Consider the following 23,981-nt stretch of genomic DNA (forward strand, 5'->3'; position numbering starts at 1 on the left):
GAGGAGTTTTTGTCCCGGACGTGGTAGCAGTACCCAGTGCGACGGATCTACGACTCACCGGCGGTTCGTCGTGACAACGACGACCCACACAAACCGAACAAGCGCGACCAGACGACGGACCCGGAGGCGATGCGAACCGTCCCGAGCGGCCTCGTGAGTCGGCTACTCATTCCGCAGTGGCTCCAGTTCCGGGCGCTCAGCGTGACACTCTCGACGCCAGAAACGGAGTACGACGCCGGCAGTCCAGTCCCGTTCGCCGTCGAAATCGAGAACACGATGCCGTTCCCGGTGACGATCCCGGCCCGCTCGCCGGTGCTGTGGACCTGGGCAATCGACGGACTCCCGGAGGCGTCACGCGTTTACGAGCACCCGCCCGACGAGAAGCGGTACTTCAGCTTCGATCGCAACGAGCGAAAGCGGTTCACCCGAAACTGGCGACAGCTGATTCAAGTGACAGCGTCGGAGTGGGAACCCGTCGACCCCGGCGAGTACACTCTCAGCGTCGACCTCAACGTCGACGGCGCTGCCGAGAAGGGATTGTCCGACACAACAACAGTCCGCGTCCGTCCCGATTGATTACAGGAGTAGTCACCAGTCGACGGAAACGGTGCCGTCACCGTCGGGGTCGGGCGCTATCTCCTCGCCAGTCTCCCGGTCGATGACGTGGATGACCCCGCGGTCTTTTTTCGCCGGACAGACTTCCGCTGCGCGGACGTTCTCGTCGAGTTCATCTGCCGACAGAAAGTACGTATTCGGCTGTGCAATAGCCGTCGAGAGGTCCAGCTCCCAGTTCTCGGACACTTCCGCGCACTTACCAGCGCCGATGCACTTGTTGGCCTCGAAGAGAATCTTGTAGGGCTTCTCGTCGACCGGGGGCGCGTCCCGCTCGCCAATCTCCGTGGGGTCGATTGGCCCGTCGTCGGCGTCCATAGCAGGAGTACTCTCCGAGCGTGTTTGTCGCTGTCGGTCGACACAACCGGCTCCGCCGACAGTCAGGGTTTTTCGCGAATCCATTCGATTGAACGCCTAGGCACGTCCGAGCGGTACCGCCGCGTGTGACTGGCTACGACGAGAAGGCAGAGACGGTTCTCGACGAACTCGTCGACGAAAGCGAGCAGCTAGAACGGGCCTGAGTCGCCAACTTCGGCGAGCTCGGGTGGCTCGGCTTCGACTGTGTTAGTCGTGAACCTCGACCGACTCGATGGTGATCGGCGTCGTCGGCGCATCGTGCATGTCCGTGCTGGCGTTGCCGATTGCTTCGACGACGTCCATCCCGTCGGTCACTTCACCGAAGACGGCGTGTTTGCCGTCCAGGTGTGGCTGCGCGTCGAGTGTGATGAAAAACTGCGAGCCGTTGGTGTTGGGACCGGAGTTTGCCATGCTCAAGATGCCGGGCCCGTCGTGAGTCAGTTCGTCGTGGAACTCGTCGTCGAACTGGTAGCCGGGGCCGCCCCGACCTGTCCCGGTGGGATCACCGGTCTGAATCATGAAGTCCTCGATGACGCGGTGGAACTCGACGCCGTCGTACAGCGGGTCGACGCGTTTCTCGCCGCTCTCGGGGTCCTCCCACGCGCCGGTTCCCAGTCCGACCTCGGTGTTCTCGTAGTCGTCGGCGCCTTCCGCGAGGCCGACGAAGTTCTCGACAGTGGTCGGTGCGCGCTCGTCGAACAGTTCGACCTCGATATCGCCTTCGGACGTGTGTATCGTTGCAGTCAGGTCACTCATGTGTTTGGGAAGGGCAGCGGCAGGCAAAACGTTGGTGATGACCATCGAAGGGACAAAAAATCAGTCCGCTATCTTCTCCCGAAGGTCGTCGAGACGGGCCGCGAGTGTATCGGCGTCGCCCGCCTGGTACTGAGTCGCGAGCCGACGGGCCATCGCCACCTGTGCTGCCGCCCCCTGGTAGTGGTCACGCGCCTGCCGAGCATTTCCGGCATCGCAGTGGGCGTCGGCCTCGGTTTCGAGACGGTCCGCCAGTCGGCAGCGCTCGCGTACGACGTTGGCGACGACCCACTCGAGTTGCATCCGGAGCGCGTCTGTCTCCCCGTCGAAATCGACGGCCATCCCCCACCCGGCAGCCAGCGCCTCGCGATAGTGAGTGAGTGTGTCCTCCCAGGCGACCACGGCACGTTCCGGCGAGTCGGCAGTCTGCGCAGCCTCCAGGGACCGCTCGGCCAGGTCGAGCGGCTGCGATTGCAGCGTCTGGAGTCGGTCCCGCAGGTCCGAGAGGGCGGATTGTATCTCGCTGTCGAGCGCGAAGCCGTCCTCGATGGCGATAGACAGCGCGCGCTCGAAGTGCTCGCGGGTGCGCAAGAACGTCGCGGCCGCGTCGTCGTACTGGCCGGTCGTCGGACGAACAGTCGTCTCTTCGAGCAACTCCTGGCCGCGTTCGAACCGGGCTTCCATCCAGGTGCGAGCCAGTTCGGTCTCGACGCGCTCGGAGCGCTCTTCGAGCGGCGTCTGAAACGTTTGGCGGGCGTCACCGATGCGCGTCTCGGCCGTTCGCAGGTTCGATTCGGCAGACTTCTCGGCATCCCGTGCGTCGTCCATCCGACCCTCGTGAACGTACGTCTCGATGGTCGAGATGTGCTGTCGGGCGTCCTGGAGCGCGGCGACGACGCGCTGCCAGGCGTGACTCCCGTTCGTGGCGAACTCGGCAACCTGTTCTGCCCTGTCGCGCTGCGCGGGGCGAAACGAGTACGTTCCCCGTCCCCAGACGCGCACCGAGAGCGTCGTTCGCAAGATTCCGCTGTCAGCGGTGATGTCCTTGAGGTCGGTGTAGGGCACGTCTGCCGTTTCCAGTCCCGAGCGAGTGTCGATGACGAACACGAGTTTGCGGTCGGTCACTGCGAGCAACAGCCCCCCGTCACCGCCGCCTTTCTCGTACGTGTCGCCGTCCGTTCCTTCGTGAGTCAGACTCCCGCTGCTGGTCAGTTGGTACTCGACCGCCTCCGTCTCTTCGAGACGCGACTCTAGCGCCTCGACCATCCGCTGTTTCGTCGGTCGGTCCTCGCCCAGCAAGCGAGACCGGAGTGTGCCTGCCCTGTGAGCCATCGGTCTGCCTCGCTTATCAGTTGGTTTGATTGTATCTGCGATAAATGTTTTCAGATATTCAATTCCAGATACTGATAATCGGGCGGTATCAGCGCCACTCTCGTGGCGGCGTCACCAGTCTCGGACCGTGTCGAGGAGGCGGCTGTAGGCCGCTGTGAGGGGGCCGGGGGCTGTACGTTCTTGGGGGTCGCTCAGGGTCAAGACGAGCACCCAGCCAACGAGCAGGACGATAGAGAACAGACCGACGACGACGTTCCCGAGCAGCCAGCTGAAGTGTAGCCCGTACGCTTCCGACGAGAACGGGGCGAGAAGCATGGTACTGCCCGTCGCGGTGTCAGCGAGGAGGTGAGAGCTGTAGGCGATGGCTGCAGGGAGTTCCTGCCCGATGGTCCACGCGGCAACGACGACCATCACCAGCGCGGTGAGCGAATGCGTGATTCCACGGTGGGCCCAGAAGGCACTCGTCAAGATATCCCGGTAGCGAAGCGGACTCAACACGAATGTGTCGATGTCAGGAACCGTGGCTGCAAGCGCGGCGACGAGATACGGTGTGGGCTGGCGTGTCCGGAGGAGACCAGCGACGAGCGCTAACGCGAAGAGAATATGGATGCTGTCAGCGACCATCTCGTCCGTTCACCTCGATTCTATCGGAGGTCGAACCGTGGGCCATGCTCACGTCTACCAAAAGAGAGCGATTGGTAAATGTTCATTGCCGTTAAAATACGGTAGCAGCCGCCTAAACGGTGGTCGACCAGACCACAGAGAGTGGTTCAGTACTCCGCCACCGGGTCGCGCTCCCAGAACTCGCTCGATTTCTCGAGTTTCGGGACCCACGTCTCCTGGTCGCGAGCCAGCATCGCCACGCGAGAGGGTTCGACCTCTTTGAGTTCGTCGTGCTCGGGGAGGTACTGCTGCATCTCCTCAGCGAAGGCCCGGACCTCCTCGTGGTCTGGCATCGAATCCCGGTCCAGTCGCCCCCGTGAGTGCCCGACGTGCATGTACGCTTTCAGCTCGACGAAATCCGCGTCGGCGCGGTCGCACATCGCCGCGTACCACTCGGGATGGTGCATGTTGTGGCCGTTGACCAGCGTCGACCGGATGACCGTCCGCGTGTCCGATTTCCCCGCGAGTACGTCCAGCGTGTCGATGAGTCGGTCCCAGGCGTCGTCCTCGACAGCCTTGACCGTCGAATCGAAGGTCTTGCGGTCGGGTGCGTCCACGGAGACGTACAGCTGGGTGGGGTCGCACTTCTCGAGCACGTCGGGTTGCGTCCCGTTCGACACGAGGAAGGTGGTGATGTCGCGGTCGTGGAACTCCTCGATGAGTTCCGGCAGATAGGGATACAGCGTCGGTTCGCCATCTAGCGAGATAGCGACGTGGCGCGGCTCCAGTGCCTCCTCGAAGCGTTCGCGTGGGACCTGGTCGTTCCCGCCGAATCCCGAGAGCAGTTTCGTTTGGAGTTCGAGCGAGGCGTCGACGACGGCCGATGGGTCGTCCCACTCGACATCGCCCAGTTCGTAGGCGTGGCCCTGGTGGTCTCGCCAGCAGAAGACACACCGCTCGTTGCATTTGACGACGGGCGTCATCTGGATACAGCGGTGGGACTCGATGCCGTAGAAGATGTTCTTGTAACACTTCCCCTCACCGCGGAGCGCGTTCTTCGTCCACCCGCAGGTCTGGGCGGCCGTGTGGTTCTCGCTGTGGTAGGCCGGGTCGTCGACCTGTTTTGGACCCCCGTCCGATTCACTCATTGCAGTGAAGTGGGATACCCAGCGGCAAAAACCCGCTGCTGTCCACCCGGTTACGACTCGTTCACGATTCGGTTGGCAGAAATATAGTTGCCCCCACCCTCGAACACCCATGCGGTCAGTAAAAGCGTTGAATGGACCGTGACCGGGTGGATGCCGACCGAGACTGGGAGGTAGGAATACTGCAGATACAGTTATGCTCTGAGAGAGCGTCTAGTTCTTATGAATCCACTCCAGCTACAGGTCTGTCTTCGGCCGTTCACACCAGCGGAAGTCCAGGAGCGCCAGCAGGAAGTGCTCGACCGCCTGGCGATACTAGAAAACGATGGTGTCGTCGATGTAGAAGTCGTCTGGTGGAGTCCGCGCGTCTGTCCACCCCACAGCGCCGGTCCGCTCAGCGGTGGCTGTCCCGACGTGGTCTGTGAACTCGTCGAGTTAGCTGAACGGGACGGCTTCTCGCTGGAACCGTTCATCGAAGAACACCCCGGCGCGATGCCTGGACAGGGCGACTCCCTGACGCTACCGGTCGTCTCGCTCGTCGCCCGTGATGAAGGCGAGATCGCCGGTATCTATCCAATTACCCTCGAAGGAACGGCGTACACCGTCGAGGACGGATTGCGCATACTCGAAGCAGGAGAGTCGATACTGAATCTGAAAGAGTCAGTGTCGGCCCAACAACCGCGATAGGGTCCCGCCGTGACGGTTCGATACGCTGAGAGGTGAGTCGGAAGCGTGACAGGAAAATTAACTGCTCGCCCGAACCCGTTACCCCTATACCGGACGGTTTGAAAGGAACGGTATGTTCCTCACGATGCGCGCGGAGGTCGAGGACGCCCTGGAAGACGCCCTCACGGCCCTCGACTTTCCGACCGACGACCTCGGCATCGAAGAGCCACCGGCCGACGTCGACGCCGTGCTGGCGTCGAGCGTGGCCTATCGGCTCGCCGGCGAGGCCGGCGCACCGCCACCGCAGGTTGCCGGTGAGGTGGCAGACGCCATCGACGCCGACGTGTTGACCTACATCGACAGCATCCAGACCCAGGGACCGTACGTGAACTTCCTGCCGAGTGCTCGCTACTTCGTGGACACGCTCGACAGCGCACAGACCGACGACTACGGCCACCTCCCGGACCGCGAGACGAGCGTCGTCGTCGAACACACCAGCGCCAACCCGACCGGTCCCGTTCACGTCGGGCGCGCCCGCAACCCCATCATCGGCGACGCCGTCGCCCGCGTCCTCAAGTACGCCGGCTACGACGTGGAACGCCACTACTACGTCAACGACGCCGGCCGCCAGATCGCCGTCTTCACCTGGGCCTACGAAACGTTCGACGAATCCGACCTCCCGGAGCCAGAGCGAGAGTCCCCCGAGTACGAGATGGTCCGCTACTACCGGAAGGGAAACAGCTTCCTCGAAGAGGCAGACCCCGACCGCGTCGAGGACGCCGAAGACGAGATTCAGGCCATCCTCCAGGGGCTCGAAGCGGGCGACGAGGAAACTTACGAGCGTGTCAGCGAGGTCGTCGACACCGTTCTCGGCGGGATGCGCGAGACGCTCGAACGGCTCCCCGCCGAGTTCGACGAGTTCGTCAAGGAGACCCGCTTCATGCGGGACGGGTCGACCGACGACGTCGTCTCACGGCTGAAAGAACTCGACGGCGCAGTGTACGAGGAGGACGCCTGGCAACTCACCTTCGAGGACATCGAGAAGAACCTCGTCTTCCTGCGTGCGGACGACACCTCGCTGTATACGACGCGTGACCTCGCCCACCACGAGTGGAAGTTCGAGAACTACGACGAGGCAGTCACCGTCCTCGGTGAGGACCACAAGCTCCAGGCCGACCAGCTAAAAGCCACGCTGGAGCAGCTCGGACACGACACGGACCACCTCTCGACGGTCCACTACTCGTGGGTGAACCTCCCCGAAGGCGGCATGAGTACACGTGAGGGGACCGGCATCGACCTGGACGACCTGCTCGACGAGGCCATCTCGCGGGCGCGCCAGGAAGTCGAAGACCGCATCGGCGAGCGCATCCGCAACGACGAACTCGACGAGGACGACGTCGAACGCATCGCCCACCAGGTCGGCATCGGGGCCGTCCGCTACGACATCGTCTCCAAACAACCGACCAAGGGGATCACCTTCGAGTGGGAGCGCGCCCTCGACTTCGAGGCCCAGTCTGCCCCCTACGTCCAGTACGTCCACGCGCGCGCCTGCGGGATCCTCGACGAGGCAAGTGCGGCGGGCCACGACGTACCGAGCGGTGATGCCGTCGACGCCGACGCGCTCGTCGAACCCGAAGCAGAGGACCTACTCCGGACCATCGCACGCCTGCCCGCGGTCATCGAGGAGGCCGCAGACGAACTCAAGCCCCACGTCGTCGCCACGTACACCCGCGACTTCGCCGAGGCGTTCAACGCCTTCTACCGGGAGTGTCCCGTTCTCGACGCCGAAGAAGAAACGCGGGCGGCACGACTGGCACTCGTCGCTGCAGCGCGGACGACGATTGCGAACGCGCTCGACACACTCGGCGTCGAAGCGCCAGAGTCGATGTAATCAGCCGAGGTCGCGTTGACTATCAGCAGATGGATTCTGGTGTCCCAGTGTCTCACTCCGCGACGACAATAAACTGATACTGTGGCCCGGCGTGGACTCACGGTATGAACGCCCCGTCTCGGAACGACATCCACCAGTGGGTCGTGGAGCGGTCGCTACGGCGCGTCGCGATCCGAGCTCTCGCGGTTGTCGCCGTTGTCACTATCCTCGCCGGAGTCGGGTTTTATGCGTACTTCGGCGTCTTCGCCCACCACGCACCCGACGACGTTCGAGAGTCTGTTCGAGCGGACGCGAACGTCACCGTGACTGAGGCCTACGGCGGGTACGTCGTGTCGGACGCCGACCCCGACATTGAGCGCCTGGGACTCGTCTTCTACCCGGGCGGACGGGTTGCACCTGACGCGTATCTTCCGACAGCGGCTCGGATCGCCGAGCGCGCGAACGTCACGGTCGTGATCCCAAAGATGCGCGTGAACCTCGCGGTCTTCTCCCAGGGGCGAGCAGATGCAGTCATCGAAGGCGAATCGCAGGTCTCCCGATGGGTAGTCGGTGGTCACTCCCTTGGCGGTGCGATGGCGTGTCGGTACGCCGGAAATAACGACGACACAGTCGAGGGGGTCGTCCTCGTCGGCTCGTACTGTGACCGGCCAGTCGGGGAGACGCCGACGATAGCCGTTGTCGGCACGCGAGACGCGGTGCTTGATCACGATCGATTCGCGGCCAACCGCGAGAACCTTCCGCCGGACCACACAGTCAGTCGTATCGAGGGCATGAACCACTCACAGGCCGGCTGGTACAGCGGCCAGCGCGGCGGCCAACCCGCACAGATTTCGACTCCAGAAGCCCACCGCCGACTCGCGATAGAGATCGCTGAGTGGCTCTGTCTCGAACTCGATCACTGTGCAAACGACTAGTCACGAATATCGGATCTAGTACCCAATATACTCTCTCTACTCAGCACGCCATCTGAATCACTATCCGAGCGTATTCAAACAGAGCCTCAGCCGAAGAATCCGAACCGGCCGCCTGAACTCTCCTCTTCGACGTCTTCTTCTTCGTCGACGAACCACTCCTCGTCGAACACGATATCGGCGTCACCGGCGGGGACGCTCTCGAAGAACACGCCCTCCAGCACAGCGGTGAGCTGTCGGTAGGCTTCTGCAGCCTCGCTGTCGGGAGCGTTGAGGACGAGCGGTTCGTTCTCCGTCGCCTCGAGATCGACCGGGATGACACCGAGCGTCGGGAACTCGAACTGCTCGGCGATGCCCTCCACGTCGGTGTTGCGGGTGACCCGGCAGACCAGGCCGCCGATGATTTCGCCGTCGACGCGGCCGGCCAGCTCAGCCGTCTTGACGGTGTCTGCGACGGCCACGTCGTCGGGCGTCGTCACCAGCAGGATGCCGTCGGCGAGACCGAGCGGGACCGTCGTCTCGTGTGAGAGCCCCGCACCGGTGTCGACGAGCACGACGTCGTAGGCGTTGCGCAGCGTCTTGATGACTTTCCGAAGCTTCGCGGGGTCGGCCTCGGCGAAGGCTTCGAGGCTCTGTTCGCCCGGGATAATCGTCACGCCGCCCTGGGCGTCGGTCAGTCCCTCGCTAACGGTCGCGTTCCCGGCGAGAATCTCGTGAAGGCTGCTGTCGTACTCGATCCCGAGCATCGCGCCGAGGTTGGCCATCCCGAGGTCGGCATCGACCACCACCGTGTCGTAGCCGTTCGCTTCGAGGGCAGCCCCGATATTGACCGCCGTCGTCGTCTTCCCGACGCCGCCTTTCCCGCCCGCGATAGTACAGACGTACCCCGCCATCGTTTGTTGTATAGGTCCAACAACGGGGAGTACTATAAACCCGTCCGTCGTTCGCCCGAACCACTCTGCGGCGTGTTTCACAGTGAGAGCGGGCCACAGGGTTTCCAGAGGTCAACAGTTACTTACACGGCTCTCGCCAAATATGGGTGATGAGCGAGTCCGACGCCGAGCAGACGGACAAACAAAAATACGAGTTCCGGAAGGTAATCGAGGAACTCAAGGATTACCGCGGGTCCGGGACCCAGCTAGTGACGATCTACGTCCCGGAAGAGCGTATGATTAGCGACGTCGTCGCCCACGTCACGCAGGAACACTCCGAAGCGAGCAACATCAAGTCCAAGGACACCCGAACAAACGTCCAGGACGCACTCAAGAGTATCAAGGACCGCCTGAAGTACTACGGGAACAACCCACCGGAGAACGGGATGGTCCTCTTCTCGGGCGCTATCGACGCCGGAGGCGGCCAGACCGATATGATTACGCGGGTCCTGGAGAGTCCGCCCCAGCCCGTCGAGTCGTTTCGCTACCACTGCGATTCGGAGTTTCTGACCGAACCGTTAGAGGAGATGCTGGCCGACAAGGGCCTTTTCGGCCTCGTCGTGCTGGACCGGCGGGAAGCGAACGTCGGGTGGCTGCGCGGCAAGCGCGTCGACCCCGTCAAATCCGCCTCCTCGCTGGTGCCCGGCAAACAGCGCAAAGGTGGCCAGTCCGCACAGCGGTTCGCCCGCCTGCGACTCGAAGCTATCGATAACTTCTATCAGGAAGTCGCCGGGATGGCAAACGAGCTGTTCGTCCCCGAACGCCACGACATGGACGGTATCCTCGTCGGCGGTCCCTCACCGACCAAAGACGAGTTCCTCGACGGTGATTATCTCCACCACGAACTCCAGGACATGGTGCTCGGGAAGTTCGACGTGGCCTACACCGACGAGTCGGGACTGCACGACCTCGTGGACGCTGCCAGCGAGGTGCTGGCCGAACACGAGATGCTCGAAGACAAGCAGGTCATGGAGGAGTTCTTCGAGGAACTCCACGACGGGAACCAGGCCACCTACGGCTTCGAGCAGACCCGCGAGAATCTCGTGATGGGGGCCGTCGACCGCCTGCTTATCAGCGAGGACCTCCGCCAGGATGTCGTTACCTACGAGTGTAGCCAGGGTCACGACGAACGCGAACTCGTCGACCGGAACGCGACGACACCGACACACACCTGTTCGCGGTGTGGCGAGGAAGTCGAGGAGGGCGAGCGCGAGGACGCCATCGACCACCTGATGGAAATCGCGAACCAGCGCGGGACCGAGACGATGTTCGTCTCGACGGACTTCGAGAAGGGCGAACAGTTGCTCAACGCCTTCGGTGGCGTCGCCGGGCTACTCCGCTACTCGACCGGCATCTAGCTGCCGTTCGACCAGCGTGTTTCACAGTGACCGACAGCTGACGCTCCGTCGGTCGAAGTGAGCCAAAAACCGGAGGGGGTGAGGGGGGAGAGGGTCACCTGTGGGTGAGACTCGAACTGACGACGACGCCTCGCGGAATGCGTCACACGACATCAGTACTGATGTCGCAAATAATGATTCAACAGAAACACATGTATGGGTTGTACCAAACAGGTATGGGATATTAGATGAGTTGTTCGAGTTGCCGGCGACGACCGGCGAGGTCAGTCGCGGGGTCGAGAGAGGGGTCGTGTGCCAGTCGGTCGAGTACCAGCAGCGGGTCCGTCCCAGCGCGTTCGACCGCGCCGAGCAGGTCGCTAATTTCCGCTCGGTAGAGCGCCAGATTCGGGAGCAGGCCGACGAGCAACACCATCGGCAACGCTGCCTCGCGGTTCGACGGGAGTGCGTCACTGATCTGCTGGAAGTCCGGTGTCTCCGACAGTTGCTGGTCGGTCGGATGCATCGCCAGGCAGTGCGTACAGAGTGCAACGCCGATCTCCTCGCCCGGAAGCGATTCACGATACTGCTCGGGGACGGCAACGGAGAGCGTCTCGCTCCCACAGTCGGGACAGTCCATACTGAACTGTGCGCAGCCAGCGAGAAAAAGAACGGGTCAGTCGTCGGCAGGAACGGGCTCTTCGGCCTCGTCCTCTTTTTCGGCCTCGCGCTCGGCGCGCTCTTCCGCTTCTTTCTTGGCCTTGATCTTCTTCATGCGGAAGATCTCCTCGCGTTCCTGCTCTTCGAGTTTCTGCTCGATGTACTCCTGGTTGTCCTTGAGGTCGGGCAGGAGTGTGAACTCCAGTGCGTTGACGCGGCGCTTTGTCGTCTCGATTTCTTCGAGCATCTTCTTCATCGCCGTCTCGACTTCGGCAGCGAGAATGATGTTCTCCAGGAGTTCTTCGTAGGCGTCTGCGGCCTCGTCGATACGAGCGCTAGTCCCGAGCACACCGTAGCCGCGCTCGTCGAGGTCCTTCCGGACTTTCGAGGACTCGATTTGCGGGACGACCACACCCATGATGTTTTTCGACTGCGTCGTCAGTTCGGGGTGCTCCTTGAGTGCGGCGGCGGCCCCACGGACGGCCACGTCGCCGTCCATCGCACGCGCCATGTCGATAGCTCGCTGGGCGCGGTCGTAGCTGTCGTCGAGGTCCGACCGAACGTCCTGGGCCTGATCCAGGATGTCCATGAACTCCATGATGAGCCCGTCGCGCTTTTTTTCCAGCGTATCGTGGCCCCGCTCGGAGAGCTCGATGCGGTCCTCGATCTGCATCAAGTTCTTCCGAGTGGGCTTGACGTCCTTAGCCATTGGCCGACAGTACCAGAGCCACTCAGTTAATCCTTTTCAGTCTCGGCGGCACCGTTTCGCTTGTAATACCACTTCGAGAGGTAGAACACGCCCGCTGCCGTCACCCACATCGCCGCGACCGGCGTCGTAACCCCCTGAATCGTGTAGAACTGGTAGGTGCTGATACCGAGCAACAGCAGAATGAGAACAAGAAAGGAGTTGCGAGCACTCAACAGCACGATGTCGTCTGCAGGCATTGCCAGCAGTACCACCTGTAGAACCGTAACCTCGGGGGTTTCGTGAGCGCGTCACCTCCCGGGCCAGGTCCAGATGCCCTGATGCCGATCGAGGGCCGTCACGACAACCGTATGTGGCAGCGTGAGCACAGCGATACCGACCAGATACAGGCCGGTCGCGCCGGCCAGCGTCTCGACGGTCCCACCGGTCCCCCACCACAGCACTCCGACGAAACCGAGCGCGAGTGCCGTCGGGACAGCCGCTTCGAGTGCAAACCGGCCGAGCGGCGGGAGCCAGCGCCAGCCCGCGAGGTCGTCGACCGACCGCTCGTCCAGCAGGACAACCCGCGCGATGTGGCGCACGGAGTGCCACAGACAGAAGTACGTCCCCACCGCCAGAATCGGTGGCACCAGCATAAAGTACACCCACAGAAAGGTGGTTTCGGCGGCATCGAGTCGCCAGCGGCGGCGGTCCCGCGCGCGTGCGAACCCGCGCGCGAGCGCGATGATAGTAATAGTCCCAAAGATACCCGCGAATACCAGCCGCGCTCGGGGTTCGAACAGCCACCACCCCGTTGCCGATCCGCCGAACGGAGCGACGAAGGTGTCGACGACCGCCCGGTAGGTAGCTGGGAAACCGAGCAACGGAACGAGCATCGGCAGCCCGCCACGGACGACGACGGTCAGCGCTTGCTGGGGAAAGTCGTCGATGTGGTCAGTCCTGAAGAGATCCCGCAGCGCGTAGAGGTCACCCTGTCCCCAGTGGAACCAGGTCAGGACGATGAAAAGCGCCGCCGCGAGGGCCGGCACCAGAAACCACAGCGCCAGGTAGGCCCCGCCGGCGACGAGATACAACACGGACACGTCGAAGATGCCGCGGAGGTCGACACGGCCAGTACGCGCTCGCGGCAACGCGACGTAATCGACGGCTCCGTGGGGCATTCCGAACACGACGACACTCGCAACGAGCGGGAAGTACCGGACTGTCGCCGGCAACTCGCCGACGAGCAAGGACAGCGGCACCAGCGCAGCGAGCGGAAACCACCCCAGGAGTGCAGCGGCCTTTCCCAGCGCCGCCCGTGCGGTCTGGTCGGCGACAGTGTCTAGCCCCATCGTGCGATCACCCACCGAAGCAAGACGAGCGCCTGCGCGACGAACAGTGACGTGACCAGAAAGAAAACGCCTTCTTCGAGTGGCAAGCCGCCGACCGTCAGCCCCGTCGAGTACGTCGGCGAAATCGTCCACAGCCCCCACTCGATGGCGACTCTGTCGATACTTGACAGGTAGACCACCGGGACGGCGACCATCACGGCGAGGCGACGCCGGACTGCGAGGAGATAGCGCCAGCCCACGCCCCACTGCAGCGCCAGGACCGGCCCGGCCCAGACGAAAATCGCGCCCATGTAAAACGTCGCCGCCGGACCGAGTACCAGGGCCAGGCCGGCGAGAGCGACACCCGCGCCTGCACTGACACCGAGCAGTCGGTCACGCCAGGTGTGACCAACGGTAGCGTCGACGGGACCGTCGAGCCGGAACGTCCAGACGCCGACGAGCACCGACTGGACGGCGACGAACAGATACTCACCGAGCGGCATCTGCCAGATGCGCATCGACACCACGCCGTCACCGTACCACCAGACGCCGCGTGCGATGAGGTAGTTATCCCACGGCGTCGTGTACACGAGCGCGAGACCGACCAACAGTGCGATTCCACCGGCCTGAATCCGAAGCGGTGCGCGTCCGGGCCGACGGGAGACGACGCTCCCGACTGCGAGCACCGAGAGTGGGAGCCCGACGAACACGGCGAGGAACTGGAGATACGTGACTTGTGAAAGCATGGACTCCCGGGTGTAGTTGTACGAAAACCGCGATGGTTGTAATCGATGCGGTTAGTCGGCGGCTTCGGCGGTCGCACCGGTCGTCGCCTGGTCCAGCGCTTCGCGGCTGGACAGCAGGATGATCCCGAATCCGATCTTCGCCGTCAGGTCCAGCACCGCGAACCCGGCGGTTTCGATACCGAGGCCCGGGAGGACACTGAGTCCTTCAGTCCCGATGAGCCACCACACCGGGTAGATTGCCCAGATCACGACGATGAGGTTTCGGAGCGTCTTGAACTTCGAAGTCGCTTTGCCGCCCAACTTTTCGGCCTTGTCGGTGAGACTCCCGAACAGCAGGTACAGCAACACCAGCATGAACGCCGTCGAGACGCCCCACCAGATGAGACGCTGGGCACCCGCTCCGAGGGCACCGATCGAGCCGGCACCGTCACCGGTCAGCGTCGCGAGCACACCAGTACCGATCATCGCGGCGTCGAGCCCGACCAGCGTCGCCAGTTCGTTCCGTGTCGCGCCCGCGAGCAACCCGAGGTCGAGCAACAACAGTGGTGTCGTGAAGAACCAGTCGGTGTATCTGGCCCAGTAGATGACCTTCGCCTCGCCGTCGACCATGACCTCTGTGACACCGTACCCCAGCGCCATCGCCAGATAGTTCACGAACGCTATCGCGGCGATGAAAATCGTCACGATGAAAAACTCCTGCATCCGCTCGTTTTTCTCTCCCCAACCCTTCGCGATGAAGTACACCATCCCGACGAACATCCCCACTGTGCCGACCCACAGCGACGCTTCGACCAGTCCGCTGATTTCGCTAGCTGATACCATACGTGATGTGCTAGGGAAACGACAAGTCTAAGCTACATACCCTATATTTTGGGTTCCGGCACTGACGGACGACTGAACGGACGAAAGAAACGAAGAGTAACAGACAGGTTATGCGTTCGCTTCGACAGCTTCCTCGTCTTCGGTGTAGTACTTCTCGATGTTCTCCTCGTCGACACGGTTGAGTTCTTCGCGGGGGAGCATCGAGAGGAGGTCCCAGCCGATCGAGAGCGTCTCCTCGATGGAGCGATTGGTATCGTACCCCTGTTCGACGAACTCGTCTTCGAAGCGGTCCGCGAAGTCGAGATACTTGTTGTCACGCTCGGAGAGCGCTTCACGACCGACAATGTTCACGAGGTCGCGCAGGTCCTCACCCTCTGCGTAGGCAGCGTAAATCTGGTCGGAGACGCCACCGTGGTCGCCACGGGTCAGACCCTCGCCGATACCGTCGTCCATCAGCCGCGAAAGGCTCGGCAACACGTTGACCGGCGGTTCGACGCCCTGACTGTTCAGGTCACGGTCGATGAGAATCTGCCCCTCAGTGATGTAACCGGTCAGGTCCGGAATCGGGTGCGTGATGTCGTCGCTGGGCATCGTCAGGATGGGAATCTGCGTGACAGACCCCTCCTGGCCCTTGATACGGCCGGCGCGTTCGTAGAGCTGTGCGAGGTCAGTGTACATGTATCCGGGGTAGCCACGGCGGCCCGGGACCTCCTCACGCGCGGCACCGATTTCACGCAGGGCCTCACAGTAGTTGGTCATGTCCGTCAGGATGACCAGCACGTGATACCCCTTGTCGAAGGCGAGATACTCGGCGGTCGTCAGCGCGAGTCGCGGCGTGACCGTTCGCTCGACTGCCGGGTCGTCTGCGAGGTTCATGAAGACGACGGAGCGTTCGAGTGCGCCGGTGCGCTCGAAGTCGTCCATGAACTCGTTTGCCTCTTCGGCGGTGATTCCCATCGCGCCGAAGATGACTGCGAACTCGGATTCCTCACCCTCGCCTTCTTTTTCCTCTGGCACCGTCGCCTGGCGCGCAATCTGGAGTGCGAGGTCGTTGTGCGGGAGTCCCGAACCCGAGAAAATCGGGAGCTTCTGGCCGCGAACCAGCGTGTTCATGCCGTCGATGGCCGAAACGCCGGTCTGGATGAACTCCTCGGGATACTCCCGGGAGTAGGGGTTAATCGCCTCGCCGACGATGTCCCGGCGTTCGTCCGGCACGATGTCCGGGCCGCCGTCGATGGGGTTGCCCGACCCGTCGAGGACGCGACCGAGGAGGTCCTCAGTGACGGGCATCTTCATGGTTTCGCCGAGGAAGCGCACCGACGAGTTGCGGTCGATGCCGCCGGTTCCCTCGAAGGTCTGGATTGCGACGGTCCCGCTCGAGGTGTCGAGTACCTGTCCGCGGCGAACCTCGCCGTCGGCGGTCTCGATTTCGACGATCTCGTCGTACCCGACCGGCTCGTCGACCTCTGCGAAGACCAGCGGTCCGCTGATTTCCGTGATGGTTTGGTATTCTTTCATTGTTAGTAGAGTGCGCGGAGCTGTTCTGTGATGTCCGCTTCGAGGTCCTCGACGAACGCCTCGGCCTCGTCGTCCGGCGTGGTGCCGATACGGTTCAGGCGCGGGAGTGCGTCGATGTCGGTGATTTCTTCGACCGGGACACCGGCGTCCAGCGCGTCGAAGGCCTCGTCGTTGAACGTCTTGATTGCGCCAAGAATCTCGTAGGTCTTCTCGGGCGGACAGTACCGGTCGACGTCGTGCAGCGCGTTCTGCTGGAGCCACGCTTCCTTGAGGAAACGGGCGACTTCCAGCGTGAGCTGCTGGTCTTCCGGCAGCGCGTCCTTCCCGACGAGCTGGACAATCTCCTGCAGTTCACCCTCTTCGTCGAGGGTGTCGATCGCCCACTGGCGCTGTTCGGGCCAGTCGTCGGCGACGTTCTCCGTGAACCACGGATCCAGCTGTTCCCGGTACAGCGAGTAGGATTCGTCCCAGTTGATCGCCGGGAAGTGACGCCGTTCTGCGAGGTCCGCGTCCAGCGCCCAGAACGTCTTGACGATACGCAGCGTGTTCTGGGTCACCGGCTCGGAGAAGTCCCCGCCGGGCGGCGAGACAGCGCCGATGACGCTCACGGAGCCCTCGGTACCGTTGATGTTCTCGAAGTAGCCGGCTCGCTCGTAGAACTCGCTGAGACGGGCGGCCAGGTAGGCCGGGTACCCCTCCTCACCGGGCATCTCTTCGAGTCGGGAGGAGATTTCACGCATGGCCTCTGCCCACCGTGAGGTGGAGTCGGCCATCAGCGCCACGTCGTACCCCATGTCGCGGTAGAACTCCGCGATGGTGATCCCCGTGTACACGCAGGATTCGCGTGCTGCGACGGGCATGTTCGACGTGTTGGCGATGAGGCAGGTCCGGGCCATCAGCGCGTTCCCGGTCTGTGGGTCCGGCAGGTCCGGGAAGTCGTCGATGACCTCCGTCATCTCGTTGCCACGCTCGCCGCAGCCGATGTAGACGACGATGTCCGCGTCCGCGAACTTCGCCAGGGACTGCTGTGCGACGGTCTTGCCCGACCCGAACGGACCGGGAATCGCGGCCGTCCCACCCTTCGCGAGCGGGAACAGGCCGTCGAGGATGCGCTGTCCGGACGTGAGCGGCTCCGTCGGCGTCTCCTTGTCGACGGTCGGACGGGCCTCACGGACCGGCCACTCCTGGCGCATCTGAATCTCTTCGCCGTTGTCGAGTTCGACGACCGTCTCCTCGACGTTGAAATTCCCCGACTCGACGGCGACGACTTCGCCGCCCTCGTAATCCGGCGGGACCATCACTTTGTGGTCGATACTCGCCGTCTCGGGGACGATACCGACGACGTCGCCTGCTTCGACCTCGTCGCCTTCCTCGACCTCGGGAGTGAACTCCCAGGTCTTCTCCAGGTCGATACCCGGCGCGTCGACACCGCGGTCGAGGAACGCCGAACCCATCTTCTCTTCGAGCACGTCCAGCGGTCGCTGGACGCCGTCGTAGATGGAGTCCAGCATGCCCGGACCGAGGTCGACGGAGAGGGGCGCTCCCGTCGACTCGACGGGTTCGCCCGGGGAGACACCGGAGGTCTCCTCGTACACCTGAATTGTGGTCAGGTTCCCTTCGATTTCGATAACTTCGCCCATCAGGCCCTCGTGACCGACGTACACAACGTCGTTCATCCGCGCGTCGAGATCCTTCGCGGTCACGACGGGGCCACTTACGCTTTCGATGACGCCGTCTTCACGGACGTCAGACTCTGTTGCTTGACTCATTTAGTCTTCCTCCATCAGGTCGATTCCGATGGCTCGTTTGATCTGCTCTCGCAGGCCGCTGCTTCCCGTACCGCCACCCAGTGCCACCAGCACTGGTTCGACGCTCGTCTCGACGTCCTGGCGCACACCACGCGAGAGGTGGTCCAGGTCGTCGTCGTGCATCACGACGATACCGACATCGTCGTCCGTCAGCATCTCCTCGACCGCGTCGTCGAGTTCGACGTCTTTCTCGTCATCCGGAATTTCGGCGAACTTGCGGACGCCGGCGAGTCTGAATCCGGTGGTGAAATCCGGAGACCCGATAACTGCGATTTCCTGACTCATAGCATCACCAGTTCCTGTTCGATTTCGTCTGGCTCGAGTCCGGCCTCTCGACCACGCGCGATGGCGCGGATGTTGTCGACCTCGCGCTCCTTTGCGAGGACATACGAGAGGACCGAACAGACCGACATCGGGTACCGGTTTGCCAGCCGGTCTGCATACTCCAGGAGCGCCGCATCGAGTGCGTGCTCGAACTCGATGAGGGCGTCCGCGTCGGCCAGTTGGTTGAGCGCGTCGTCCAGTTCGTCACCGTACACGCTCTGGCGAATGTGCTCGACCAGCTGGTCGAGGTTGCCGACGAGCTGGTTCATCTCCGCGGCGTCGAACAGCCGACCGCCAGTGATGAAGTACTCCGCGGGGTCGATGTCTGCGCCACTCCGGGCGATCCGGAGTGCGTTCCGGAGGTTCCGGAAGTCGACCTCTCCACGGAGGAATTCGAGATAAAGGCCGGTCGGCGAGTCGCTCTCGACGGTGTCCGGCATCCCCGACAGCAGCGTCTCGTAGAACGCACGGTCGGCTGCGTTTTCCAGTGCGACCAGCGTGCCGGTGTCTTCGTAGTCTTCCAGTGCCGCTGTGAGTTCGTCTTCGAACATCGTCCCCGAGAGCACCCCGACAGCGTCGTCGATGGACTCGGCTGCCAGCAACTGGTCGAGTTGGCTGTCGGAGAACTCACCGGCACGGATAAGATCGTCTTCGATGTCCTCGCGGTCGGCTCCGGAGTAGAGCCCACGGATGACTGTCTTGACGTTCCACGCGTCGAACTTCCGGAGGTATCGTGCGACGAGGTCGTACAACCGACCATCACACCACTCCAGCAAGTCGTCAAAGTGTTTCGCCAGATTCCGGTTGAGCGCGTACTCGACGAGGTCGACACCCGAGTAGCGAGAGCCGAGCGCGTTCATCTCGGTCTCGTACTCGGTTTCCTCCATGAAGCGAGCGATCTCGCTCGTCCCCATGCGGACGAGCTTCCGGTAGTCGTCGTCGTCGAACAGCGACGCACGACGTGACCGGACACGAGCGATAACGTACTCGTAGTTGCTTGCGCCCTGGTTCTGGTCGGTAAGCGTGTTCATTGGTCTTCGAACAGCCGTTCGCTGATTTCGCGGAGGTTGTCCTCCCACACCTCCTCCAGCACGGAGTCGAAGGTGTTTTTGACGCGAACTCGGGATTGTTCGCTCTCTGCGACGACGCCACCGAGGCAGTCGTACGCGTCGGCGTACTCGAAGCCGTCGTACTCGTCGAGGATCGACTCCAGCAGCTCCTCGTCGGCGGCGCGACCGTACACGCGAACCGTCGCGTCGTCGTCGAACTCCGTCGCGGCGTCGTCGAGCAACGCCCGAGTCAGCTCTTCACGACCGTCTTCGAGTTCCGCAATCGCCGTCTCGACCTCGGCACGGACATCCTGGAGGATATCGCGCCGCGCTTCCAGACGGCTTTGCTTTGCCTCCAGTTTCGCGCTGGAGAGGGCCTGTTCGCGCTTCTGTTCTATTTCGCGCTCGACTTCCTGTTCGTGGTCTTCGCGAATCTGCTCTGCGTCGGCTTTCGCCTCCGCGAGTATCTCTTCGGCCTCCGAATCGGCCTCGGCGCGTATCTCCTCCGCACGCGCGCGCGCTTCGTCTCGGATGTCCTCTACGACTGTATCGAGGCTCATGAATGATATTCGAGAAAGGGGGCGCTTACAGCGTGAGGAACACGACGACCAGTGCCAGGATGACAAGCGTCTCCGGAAGGACCGTGAGAATCAGGCCCCGACCGAACATGTCTCCGTCCTCCGCTGTTGCTCCGACTGCTGCGGAACCGATGCCACGCTCTGCGTAGCCGGCTCCGAGTGCAGCCAGCCCGACTGCCAGTGCCGCCGCAGCCGTCGCGGGGATTGCGGGTGCTGCAGAGACTGCTCCTTCAGTTGCGTTAGCCAGTACGACGCTCAACGTAGTTGCGAGTGCACTCATAATTTTGTAGTCCTCAGGTTCTGGTTTCGAACAGGCGTATGTCGCCCCACCATAGTCATAAAACTTCCCAAACTGCTTCGTCAGAAGGCGTTTTAGACGGTTTAGCGGTCCTCTCGAAGGCGGATGACAACTGATACCAGACCTCGCCCGCAAGGGAACTGAGATTTTACTACCCACGTAGGTAAAATATAGAAAACAGACACGCAAAACACGTCGGCTCTGGGTGAAAACCGCCCAGAGAAGTTCTCAGTCGCTCGTGTACTCGCGGTCGTGGCCGAACGGCATGTAGGCCTTGCCGCCGCCCTCGTAGAACTTCCCGAAGAACTCGACGTACTCCAGGCGCACTGCCTGCAGGCCCGCCGAGGTAATCCCCAGAACGAGCACCAGCAGGTGACCGAGCACGAGGACGAGCACGCCGGCGATGACGCCGCCGATGAGCGCGGCCGCACCCTCCCCGTTGACGAGTCCGCTGAAGACGACCTCGTTGGGGTTCGGTGCTTCATCCATGAAGAAGATGAAGTGGAACTCCCCGTTGTGCAAGGTCGCACCGAACACGAGCAGGTTCACGGCCAGTGCCATGCCGGCTTTCGCCAGCAGGACTGCCGCAATCCGCGTGTAGGAGATGACGTGTCCGAACGTCTCGGTGATGGACTCAATGAGGCCGATGCCACCCTCGGCGACGATGATGAGCGCCAGCCCGAGGAAGGTCCCGAGCAGTGCGGGGTCGACCACGAGGTCGAATCCGCCCAGCGGGATGGTAAACAGGCCAACGCGCTCGAAGCCGGTAAAGCCAAGCGGCAGGGCAACAGCCTCGATGGTCTCGCCGGTTACCGGGTTCGCCGCGCCCGCGGTGGCAAACACTTCCCACATGAAGTCAGGCTTCGCGGCCGTGGCAGTGCGGGTGAAGACCCACACCCACAGGCTGACCGTCATCAGTATCCACGAGCCGCTCTCGAGGAGCGCGGTCCCGACGCCGTGGTGAAGGTTGTTGACGAAATCGAAGATGCGTCCCACGACCAGGTGGAGAACGCCAGCGATTGCGCTAACCAGCAGCCACGCGTAGGCGTAGTAGACGTAGTGAGGCTGGAGTCCCTTGTGAATCGGCGGGTTGCCGCCCCAGACGATTTCGCCGAGCTGGTGGAGCCCGAAGAACTCGCCGTACAGGACACCGAAGATGGCCGTGAAGCCACCGGCCCACACCCCGACGCCACCGAGACTCTTCACGATGTTGCTGTCGAAGGAGCGAATGAGCCAGTAGCCAAGCCCCATATAGAGAATCCCGTATCCGAGGTCGCCGATCATGAACCCGAAGAAGGCCGGGAACGTCAGGAAGAAGATAAGCGTCGGGTCGAGTTCCGAGTACTTCGGTCGGTTGATGACCTCGACCAGCGCCTCGAAGGGTTTGACGCTGCCGGGATTGTCCTGCACGACCGGCGGGTCGTCTGCACCCATGGTGACCGTTCCACCATCTGCGCGAGCGTTCTGCTCACCATCAGCAGTCACGTCTTCGTCGCCGCCGTCCGCGGCAGTCGGCTGACTTCCGGGCTCGCCGCCCTGTTCGATCTGTTCGTGGTCGACGACGTGACCGTCGTCGTCGTACTCGGCCCGTTCGAGTTCCGCAATCTCGACGTGGTCGCCGACCGCGTCGTGGAGTGCGCTCTCGAACTCGGGGACCTGTTCGGAGGGAATCCATCCCTCTGCGACGAAGGCGTTCGCTGTCGTCGCGTAGGTGAGTGGTGCCTCCCGCTTTTGCACCTCGATGGTCAGTTCCTCCTCGGCCGCGAGCAGGAAGCCACCGACATCGAGGCGCATCTCTTCGAGTTCGTCCTCGATGGTGGTGAGCTTCGATTCGAGTTGCTGTTTCCGGTGACGGAGTTCTCCGAGATACTCCGACGGGTCGCCGTCGCCTTCAGGAACGTCGATTGCGGTGAAGTTCGCGTTGACGAGTACGTCCTGGAGAGCGTCCTCGTCGGTGTGTGCGAAGACGGCGACGGTGCCGGCTTCGGAGAACACCTCGAACGTGTCGATATCGCTCTCGACGAGTGCACCGGAGACCGTCTCGGCGTCACCCTGACCGACCCGCACCGTGAGCGAGTCGTAGCCCCGGAGCAAGTCGAGGTCGATGCCGAGATCGACGAACGGCTCCATCGTGTCGATCTGTTCCTCGACAGCGCGGAGGTCACCGCGGAGCTCGTCACGTCGGTCGTCGAGTTCGTTGACCTCCTGGCGAATCTCTTCGAGTTGTTCCTCGAGAGCCTCGCCGGTGACGATCTGATTGCTCGGACCGGCGTCCTCCTCGGTGACTCCGAGCGTGGACTTCAGCGCGCGAACCGTCACGAGCTTTCCGGATGCCTCGTCGGCACCCTTCTGTGGGTTGCCGGGCTCGAAGCCCTCCCACGAACCGTCGTACTCCGTGACGTGGAGCAGTCGGAGGCCGTGCACCGTCTCGATGACATCGTCGATGACGCGTTTGGACCCGGTCACCGAGACGCGGCTCATCCGTTCAGGTCTGAGCATGTACCGCCTCCTCGAACAGGTCTATCACGTAGTCAGTCACGTCGTCGACGCGCTCCTCGGCGGCCGTTTCGAGGCTCTCGCGCTCTGTTCGGCCCTCCGCGAGGATTTCCTCTCGCTCTTCCTCGATGTCGGCGTTGGCATCGTCGAGACGCTCGGTGGCCGCTGCCTCGGCCTCTTCGCGGGCTTCCTCGCGAATCCGGTCGGCCTCGTCGCGGGCCTCCTGGATGCGCTCGTCGGCCTCCTGTTCGGCTTCGGCAACGATTTCCTCGGCCTCACGCTCGGCGTCCTTGATGCGCTCGAGTACCTGTGTCTCTGGCATTCCTCAATCGTCCGGATGTACCACGAACGCCTATTTCATAGTTGCGAAGCCTCCTCGTGCGTGTGGGAACGCCCCGCTCCCCCGAAGAGAGGGCAGTCTTCCCCGGCGAGGCGAACCCTGCCGCGGCTCTGTGGCCGAAATCCGGGGTATTATCACGGTGAGGGCCCAAACTCGGGTCGATGGGCGTCCTTGAAAACAAGTCACGTGCCCGGACGTTCTACAAGTACCTCTCGAAGGTCTACGACCGCATCAACCCCTTCATCTGGAACGAGCAGATGCGCGACGAGGCAATCGGGATGCTCGACATCGGGCCCGACGACCACGTCCTCGACGTGGGCTGTGGCACCGGGTTCGCGACCGAAGCACTGCTGACCGAGACTGACAACGTATACGGCCTCGACCAGAGTGCCCACCAGCTAGAGAAGGCGTACGCGAAGTTCGGCAAACGCGGCCCGGTCCGGTTCCACCGCGGGGACGCCGAACGGCTCCCCTTCGCCGACGACACCTTCGACGTCGTCTGGTCCTCCGGTTCGATCGAGTACTGGCCGAACCCCGTCACCGCGCTCCGGGAACTCCGGCGCGTGACGAAACCCAGCGGACAGGTTCTCGTCGTCGGACCCGACTACCCCAACAACACCGTCTTTCAGAAGATGGCCGACGCCATCATGCTGTTCTACGACGAGGAAGAAGCCGACCGGATGTTCACCGAAGCCGGCTACACCGAGTTCGAACACCACATCCAGCAAGCGCGGCCCGGGAGTCCGCGCGCGATTACGACGATTGCACAGGTCTCAGACGAGTAGAAACC

At 62.7% G+C, this 23,981-nt stretch carries 26 protein-coding genes; 6 read left to right on the forward strand and 20 right to left on the reverse strand.

Going from position 1 to position 23,981, the window contains the following annotated elements; translation table 11 throughout:
• Positions 1–36 precede the first annotated feature (36 nt).
• Positions 37–576: a DUF7974 family protein gene (locus WDJ60_RS00685; RefSeq protein WP_340097810.1), complete on the forward strand. Its 540-nt coding sequence runs from the start codon at positions 37–39 to the stop codon at positions 574–576.
• Between the two features lie 12 nt (positions 577–588).
• On the opposite strand, the gene WDJ60_RS00690 is transcribed toward WDJ60_RS00685, so the two are convergent.
• The 5 genes from WDJ60_RS00690 to twy1 all read right to left on the reverse strand — a co-directional run bounded on the left by WDJ60_RS00690 (position 589) and on the right by twy1 (position 4,805).
• Entirely contained in the window at positions 589–930 is a 342-nt protein-coding gene (locus WDJ60_RS00690; protein ID WP_340097812.1) for a ferredoxin, read from the reverse strand.
• 246 nt (positions 931–1,176) lie between these two features.
• Positions 1,177–1,725, reverse strand: a complete 549-nt coding sequence (locus WDJ60_RS00695) for a peptidylprolyl isomerase (RefSeq protein WP_340097813.1) — start codon at positions 1,723–1,725, stop codon at positions 1,177–1,179.
• Positions 1,726–1,785: 60 nt separating this feature from the next.
• A complete protein-coding gene (locus tag WDJ60_RS00700; RefSeq protein WP_340097814.1) occupies positions 1,786–3,054 on the reverse strand; it encodes a PH domain-containing protein in 1,269 nt (422 codons plus the stop codon).
• 111 nt (positions 3,055–3,165) lie between these two features.
• The gene (locus WDJ60_RS00705; RefSeq protein ID WP_340097815.1) at positions 3,166–3,678 is read right to left on the reverse strand and encodes a metal-dependent hydrolase; all 513 of its coding nucleotides are present in this window, start codon (positions 3,676–3,678) and stop codon (positions 3,166–3,168) included.
• 146 nt (positions 3,679–3,824) lie between these two features.
• On the reverse strand, positions 3,825–4,805 hold the full coding sequence (gene twy1 / locus WDJ60_RS00710) for a 4-demethylwyosine synthase TYW1 (protein ID WP_340097816.1): 981 nt from the start codon (positions 4,803–4,805) through the stop codon (positions 3,825–3,827).
• Between the two features lie 219 nt (positions 4,806–5,024).
• On the opposite strand from twy1, the gene WDJ60_RS00715 reads away from it, so the two are divergent.
• The 3 genes from WDJ60_RS00715 to WDJ60_RS00725 all read left to right on the forward strand — a co-directional run bounded on the left by WDJ60_RS00715 (position 5,025) and on the right by WDJ60_RS00725 (position 8,273).
• Positions 5,025–5,489 (forward strand): HTH domain-containing protein, encoded by a 465-nt coding sequence (locus WDJ60_RS00715; protein ID WP_340097817.1) that lies wholly within the window; start codon positions 5,025–5,027, stop codon positions 5,487–5,489.
• A gap of 112 nt (positions 5,490–5,601) precedes the next feature.
• A complete protein-coding gene (argS, locus tag WDJ60_RS00720; protein WP_340097818.1) occupies positions 5,602–7,359 on the forward strand; it encodes an arginine--tRNA ligase in 1,758 nt (585 codons plus the stop codon).
• A gap of 104 nt (positions 7,360–7,463) precedes the next feature.
• A complete protein-coding gene (locus WDJ60_RS00725; RefSeq protein WP_340097819.1) occupies positions 7,464–8,273 on the forward strand; it encodes an alpha/beta fold hydrolase in 810 nt (269 codons plus the stop codon).
• Positions 8,274–8,359: 86 nt separating this feature from the next.
• Here the strand turns inward: WDJ60_RS00725 and WDJ60_RS00730 are convergent, their stop codons facing one another.
• Positions 8,360–9,163 carry a MinD/ParA family ATP-binding protein gene (locus WDJ60_RS00730; protein ID WP_340097820.1) on the reverse strand — a complete coding sequence of 268 codons (804 nt, stop codon included), beginning with the start codon at positions 9,161–9,163 and terminating at the stop codon, positions 8,360–8,362.
• A gap of 149 nt (positions 9,164–9,312) precedes the next feature.
• Between WDJ60_RS00730 and prf1 the strand changes: the two genes are divergently transcribed.
• A complete protein-coding gene (gene prf1, locus WDJ60_RS00735; RefSeq protein ID WP_340097821.1) occupies positions 9,313–10,560 on the forward strand; it encodes a peptide chain release factor aRF-1 in 1,248 nt (415 codons plus the stop codon).
• Between the two features lie 223 nt (positions 10,561–10,783).
• Here prf1 and WDJ60_RS00740 read toward each other — a convergent pair whose 3' ends face one another.
• The 14 genes from WDJ60_RS00740 to ahaH form a co-directional block, all read right to left on the reverse strand.
• A complete protein-coding gene (locus WDJ60_RS00740; protein WP_340097822.1) occupies positions 10,784–11,176 on the reverse strand; it encodes a DUF6276 family protein in 393 nt (130 codons plus the stop codon).
• Between the two features lie 36 nt (positions 11,177–11,212).
• Positions 11,213–11,905 (reverse strand): V-type ATP synthase subunit D, encoded by a 693-nt coding sequence (locus WDJ60_RS00745; RefSeq protein ID WP_340097823.1) that lies wholly within the window; start codon positions 11,903–11,905, stop codon positions 11,213–11,215.
• Between the two features lie 26 nt (positions 11,906–11,931).
• Entirely contained in the window at positions 11,932–12,141 is a 210-nt protein-coding gene (locus tag WDJ60_RS00750) for a hypothetical protein (RefSeq protein ID WP_340097824.1), read from the reverse strand.
• Positions 12,142–12,192: 51 nt separating this feature from the next.
• Complete coding sequence (locus tag WDJ60_RS00755) at positions 12,193–13,233, reverse strand: Brp/Blh family beta-carotene 15,15'-dioxygenase (protein WP_340097825.1); 1,041 nt, start codon at positions 13,231–13,233, stop codon at positions 12,193–12,195.
• Entirely contained in the window at positions 13,224–13,958 is a 735-nt protein-coding gene (locus WDJ60_RS00760) for a lycopene cyclase domain-containing protein (protein ID WP_340097826.1), read from the reverse strand. Before WDJ60_RS00760 ends, WDJ60_RS00755 begins: the two co-directional genes overlap by 10 nt.
• Positions 13,959–14,009: 51 nt before the next feature.
• Positions 14,010–14,780, reverse strand: a complete 771-nt coding sequence (locus WDJ60_RS00765; protein WP_340097827.1) for a bacteriorhodopsin — start codon at positions 14,778–14,780, stop codon at positions 14,010–14,012.
• Between the two features lie 108 nt (positions 14,781–14,888).
• The gene (locus WDJ60_RS00770) at positions 14,889–16,298 is read right to left on the reverse strand and encodes an ATP synthase subunit B (RefSeq protein ID WP_340097828.1); all 1,410 of its coding nucleotides are present in this window, start codon (positions 16,296–16,298) and stop codon (positions 14,889–14,891) included.
• 2 nt (positions 16,299–16,300) lie between these two features.
• Positions 16,301–18,067: an ATP synthase subunit A gene (locus WDJ60_RS00775; protein ID WP_340097829.1), complete on the reverse strand. Its 1,767-nt coding sequence runs from the start codon at positions 18,065–18,067 to the stop codon at positions 16,301–16,303.
• Positions 18,068–18,391, reverse strand: coding sequence for a V-type ATP synthase subunit F (locus WDJ60_RS00780; protein WP_340097830.1), 324 nt, complete (start codon positions 18,389–18,391; stop codon positions 18,068–18,070).
• Positions 18,388–19,461, reverse strand: coding sequence for a V-type ATP synthase subunit C (locus WDJ60_RS00785; RefSeq protein WP_340097831.1), 1,074 nt, complete (start codon positions 19,459–19,461; stop codon positions 18,388–18,390). The genes WDJ60_RS00780 and WDJ60_RS00785 overlap by 4 nt, the downstream gene beginning before the upstream one ends.
• Complete coding sequence (locus WDJ60_RS00790) at positions 19,458–20,039, reverse strand: V-type ATP synthase subunit E (protein WP_340097832.1); 582 nt, start codon at positions 20,037–20,039, stop codon at positions 19,458–19,460. The genes WDJ60_RS00785 and WDJ60_RS00790 overlap by 4 nt, the downstream gene beginning before the upstream one ends.
• Before the next feature lie 25 nt (positions 20,040–20,064).
• Complete coding sequence (locus tag WDJ60_RS00795; RefSeq protein ID WP_302081685.1) at positions 20,065–20,337, reverse strand: hypothetical protein; 273 nt, start codon at positions 20,335–20,337, stop codon at positions 20,065–20,067.
• Between the two features lie 246 nt (positions 20,338–20,583).
• A complete protein-coding gene (locus WDJ60_RS00800) occupies positions 20,584–22,854 on the reverse strand; it encodes a V-type ATP synthase subunit I (RefSeq protein WP_340097833.1) in 2,271 nt (756 codons plus the stop codon).
• Entirely contained in the window at positions 22,841–23,173 is a 333-nt protein-coding gene (gene ahaH, locus WDJ60_RS00805; RefSeq protein ID WP_340097834.1) for an ATP synthase archaeal subunit H, read from the reverse strand. Before ahaH ends, WDJ60_RS00800 begins: the two co-directional genes overlap by 14 nt.
• A 179-nt stretch (positions 23,174–23,352) precedes the next feature.
• On the opposite strand from ahaH, the gene WDJ60_RS00810 reads away from it, so the two are divergent.
• Positions 23,353–23,976 carry a methyltransferase domain-containing protein gene (locus WDJ60_RS00810; protein WP_340097835.1) on the forward strand — a complete coding sequence of 208 codons (624 nt, stop codon included), beginning with the start codon at positions 23,353–23,355 and terminating at the stop codon, positions 23,974–23,976.
• Positions 23,977–23,981: the final 5 nt, after the last annotated feature.

It is taken from the genome of Salinibaculum salinum (assembly GCF_037645885.1).
Taxonomy (GTDB): domain Archaea; phylum Halobacteriota; class Halobacteria; order Halobacteriales; family Haloarculaceae; genus Salinibaculum; species Salinibaculum salinum.

What these genes read in the sequence shown, in the direction of transcription:
- WDJ60_RS00730 (WP_340097820.1), bottom strand. Translation starts at nt 9,163, where the DNA reads ATGGCGGGGTACGTCTGTACTATCGCGGGCGGGAAAGGCGGCGTCGGG.
- WDJ60_RS00755 (WP_340097825.1), bottom strand. Translation starts at nt 13,233, where the DNA reads ATGGGGCTAGACACTGTCGCCGACCAGACCGCACGGGCGGCGCTGGGA.
- WDJ60_RS00760 (WP_340097826.1), bottom strand. Translation starts at nt 13,958, where the DNA reads ATGCTTTCACAAGTCACGTATCTCCAGTTCCTCGCCGTGTTCGTCGGG.
- WDJ60_RS00780 (WP_340097830.1), bottom strand. Translation starts at nt 18,391, where the DNA reads ATGAGTCAGGAAATCGCAGTTATCGGGTCTCCGGATTTCACCACCGGA.
- WDJ60_RS00715 (WP_340097817.1), top strand. Translation starts at nt 5,025, where the DNA reads ATGAATCCACTCCAGCTACAGGTCTGTCTTCGGCCGTTCACACCAGCG.
- WDJ60_RS00790 (WP_340097832.1), bottom strand. Translation starts at nt 20,039, where the DNA reads ATGAGCCTCGATACAGTCGTAGAGGACATCCGAGACGAAGCGCGCGCG.
- WDJ60_RS00770 (WP_340097828.1), bottom strand. Translation starts at nt 16,298, where the DNA reads ATGAAAGAATACCAAACCATCACGGAAATCAGCGGACCGCTGGTCTTC.
- WDJ60_RS00765 (WP_340097827.1), bottom strand. Translation starts at nt 14,780, where the DNA reads ATGGTATCAGCTAGCGAAATCAGCGGACTGGTCGAAGCGTCGCTGTGG.
- WDJ60_RS00740 (WP_340097822.1), bottom strand. Translation starts at nt 11,176, where the DNA reads ATGGACTGTCCCGACTGTGGGAGCGAGACGCTCTCCGTTGCCGTCCCC.
- WDJ60_RS00775 (WP_340097829.1), bottom strand. Translation starts at nt 18,067, where the DNA reads ATGAGTCAAGCAACAGAGTCTGACGTCCGTGAAGACGGCGTCATCGAA.
- WDJ60_RS00725 (WP_340097819.1), top strand. Translation starts at nt 7,464, where the DNA reads ATGAACGCCCCGTCTCGGAACGACATCCACCAGTGGGTCGTGGAGCGG.
- twy1 (WP_340097816.1), bottom strand. Translation starts at nt 4,805, where the DNA reads ATGAGTGAATCGGACGGGGGTCCAAAACAGGTCGACGACCCGGCCTAC.
- WDJ60_RS00785 (WP_340097831.1), bottom strand. Translation starts at nt 19,461, where the DNA reads ATGAACACGCTTACCGACCAGAACCAGGGCGCAAGCAACTACGAGTAC.
- WDJ60_RS00810 (WP_340097835.1), top strand. Translation starts at nt 23,353, where the DNA reads ATGGGCGTCCTTGAAAACAAGTCACGTGCCCGGACGTTCTACAAGTAC.
- WDJ60_RS00750 (WP_340097824.1), bottom strand. Translation starts at nt 12,141, where the DNA reads ATGCCTGCAGACGACATCGTGCTGTTGAGTGCTCGCAACTCCTTTCTT.
- WDJ60_RS00795 (WP_302081685.1), bottom strand. Translation starts at nt 20,337, where the DNA reads ATGAGTGCACTCGCAACTACGTTGAGCGTCGTACTGGCTAACGCAACT.
- WDJ60_RS00745 (WP_340097823.1), bottom strand. Translation starts at nt 11,905, where the DNA reads ATGGCTAAGGACGTCAAGCCCACTCGGAAGAACTTGATGCAGATCGAG.
- argS (WP_340097818.1), top strand. Translation starts at nt 5,602, where the DNA reads ATGTTCCTCACGATGCGCGCGGAGGTCGAGGACGCCCTGGAAGACGCC.
- WDJ60_RS00800 (WP_340097833.1), bottom strand. Translation starts at nt 22,854, where the DNA reads ATGCTCAGACCTGAACGGATGAGCCGCGTCTCGGTGACCGGGTCCAAA.
- WDJ60_RS00695 (WP_340097813.1), bottom strand. Translation starts at nt 1,725, where the DNA reads ATGAGTGACCTGACTGCAACGATACACACGTCCGAAGGCGATATCGAG.
- ahaH (WP_340097834.1), bottom strand. Translation starts at nt 23,173, where the DNA reads ATGCCAGAGACACAGGTACTCGAGCGCATCAAGGACGCCGAGCGTGAG.
- WDJ60_RS00690 (WP_340097812.1), bottom strand. Translation starts at nt 930, where the DNA reads ATGGACGCCGACGACGGGCCAATCGACCCCACGGAGATTGGCGAGCGG.
- WDJ60_RS00705 (WP_340097815.1), bottom strand. Translation starts at nt 3,678, where the DNA reads ATGGTCGCTGACAGCATCCATATTCTCTTCGCGTTAGCGCTCGTCGCT.
- prf1 (WP_340097821.1), top strand. Translation starts at nt 9,313, where the DNA reads ATGAGCGAGTCCGACGCCGAGCAGACGGACAAACAAAAATACGAGTTC.
- WDJ60_RS00700 (WP_340097814.1), bottom strand. Translation starts at nt 3,054, where the DNA reads ATGGCTCACAGGGCAGGCACACTCCGGTCTCGCTTGCTGGGCGAGGAC.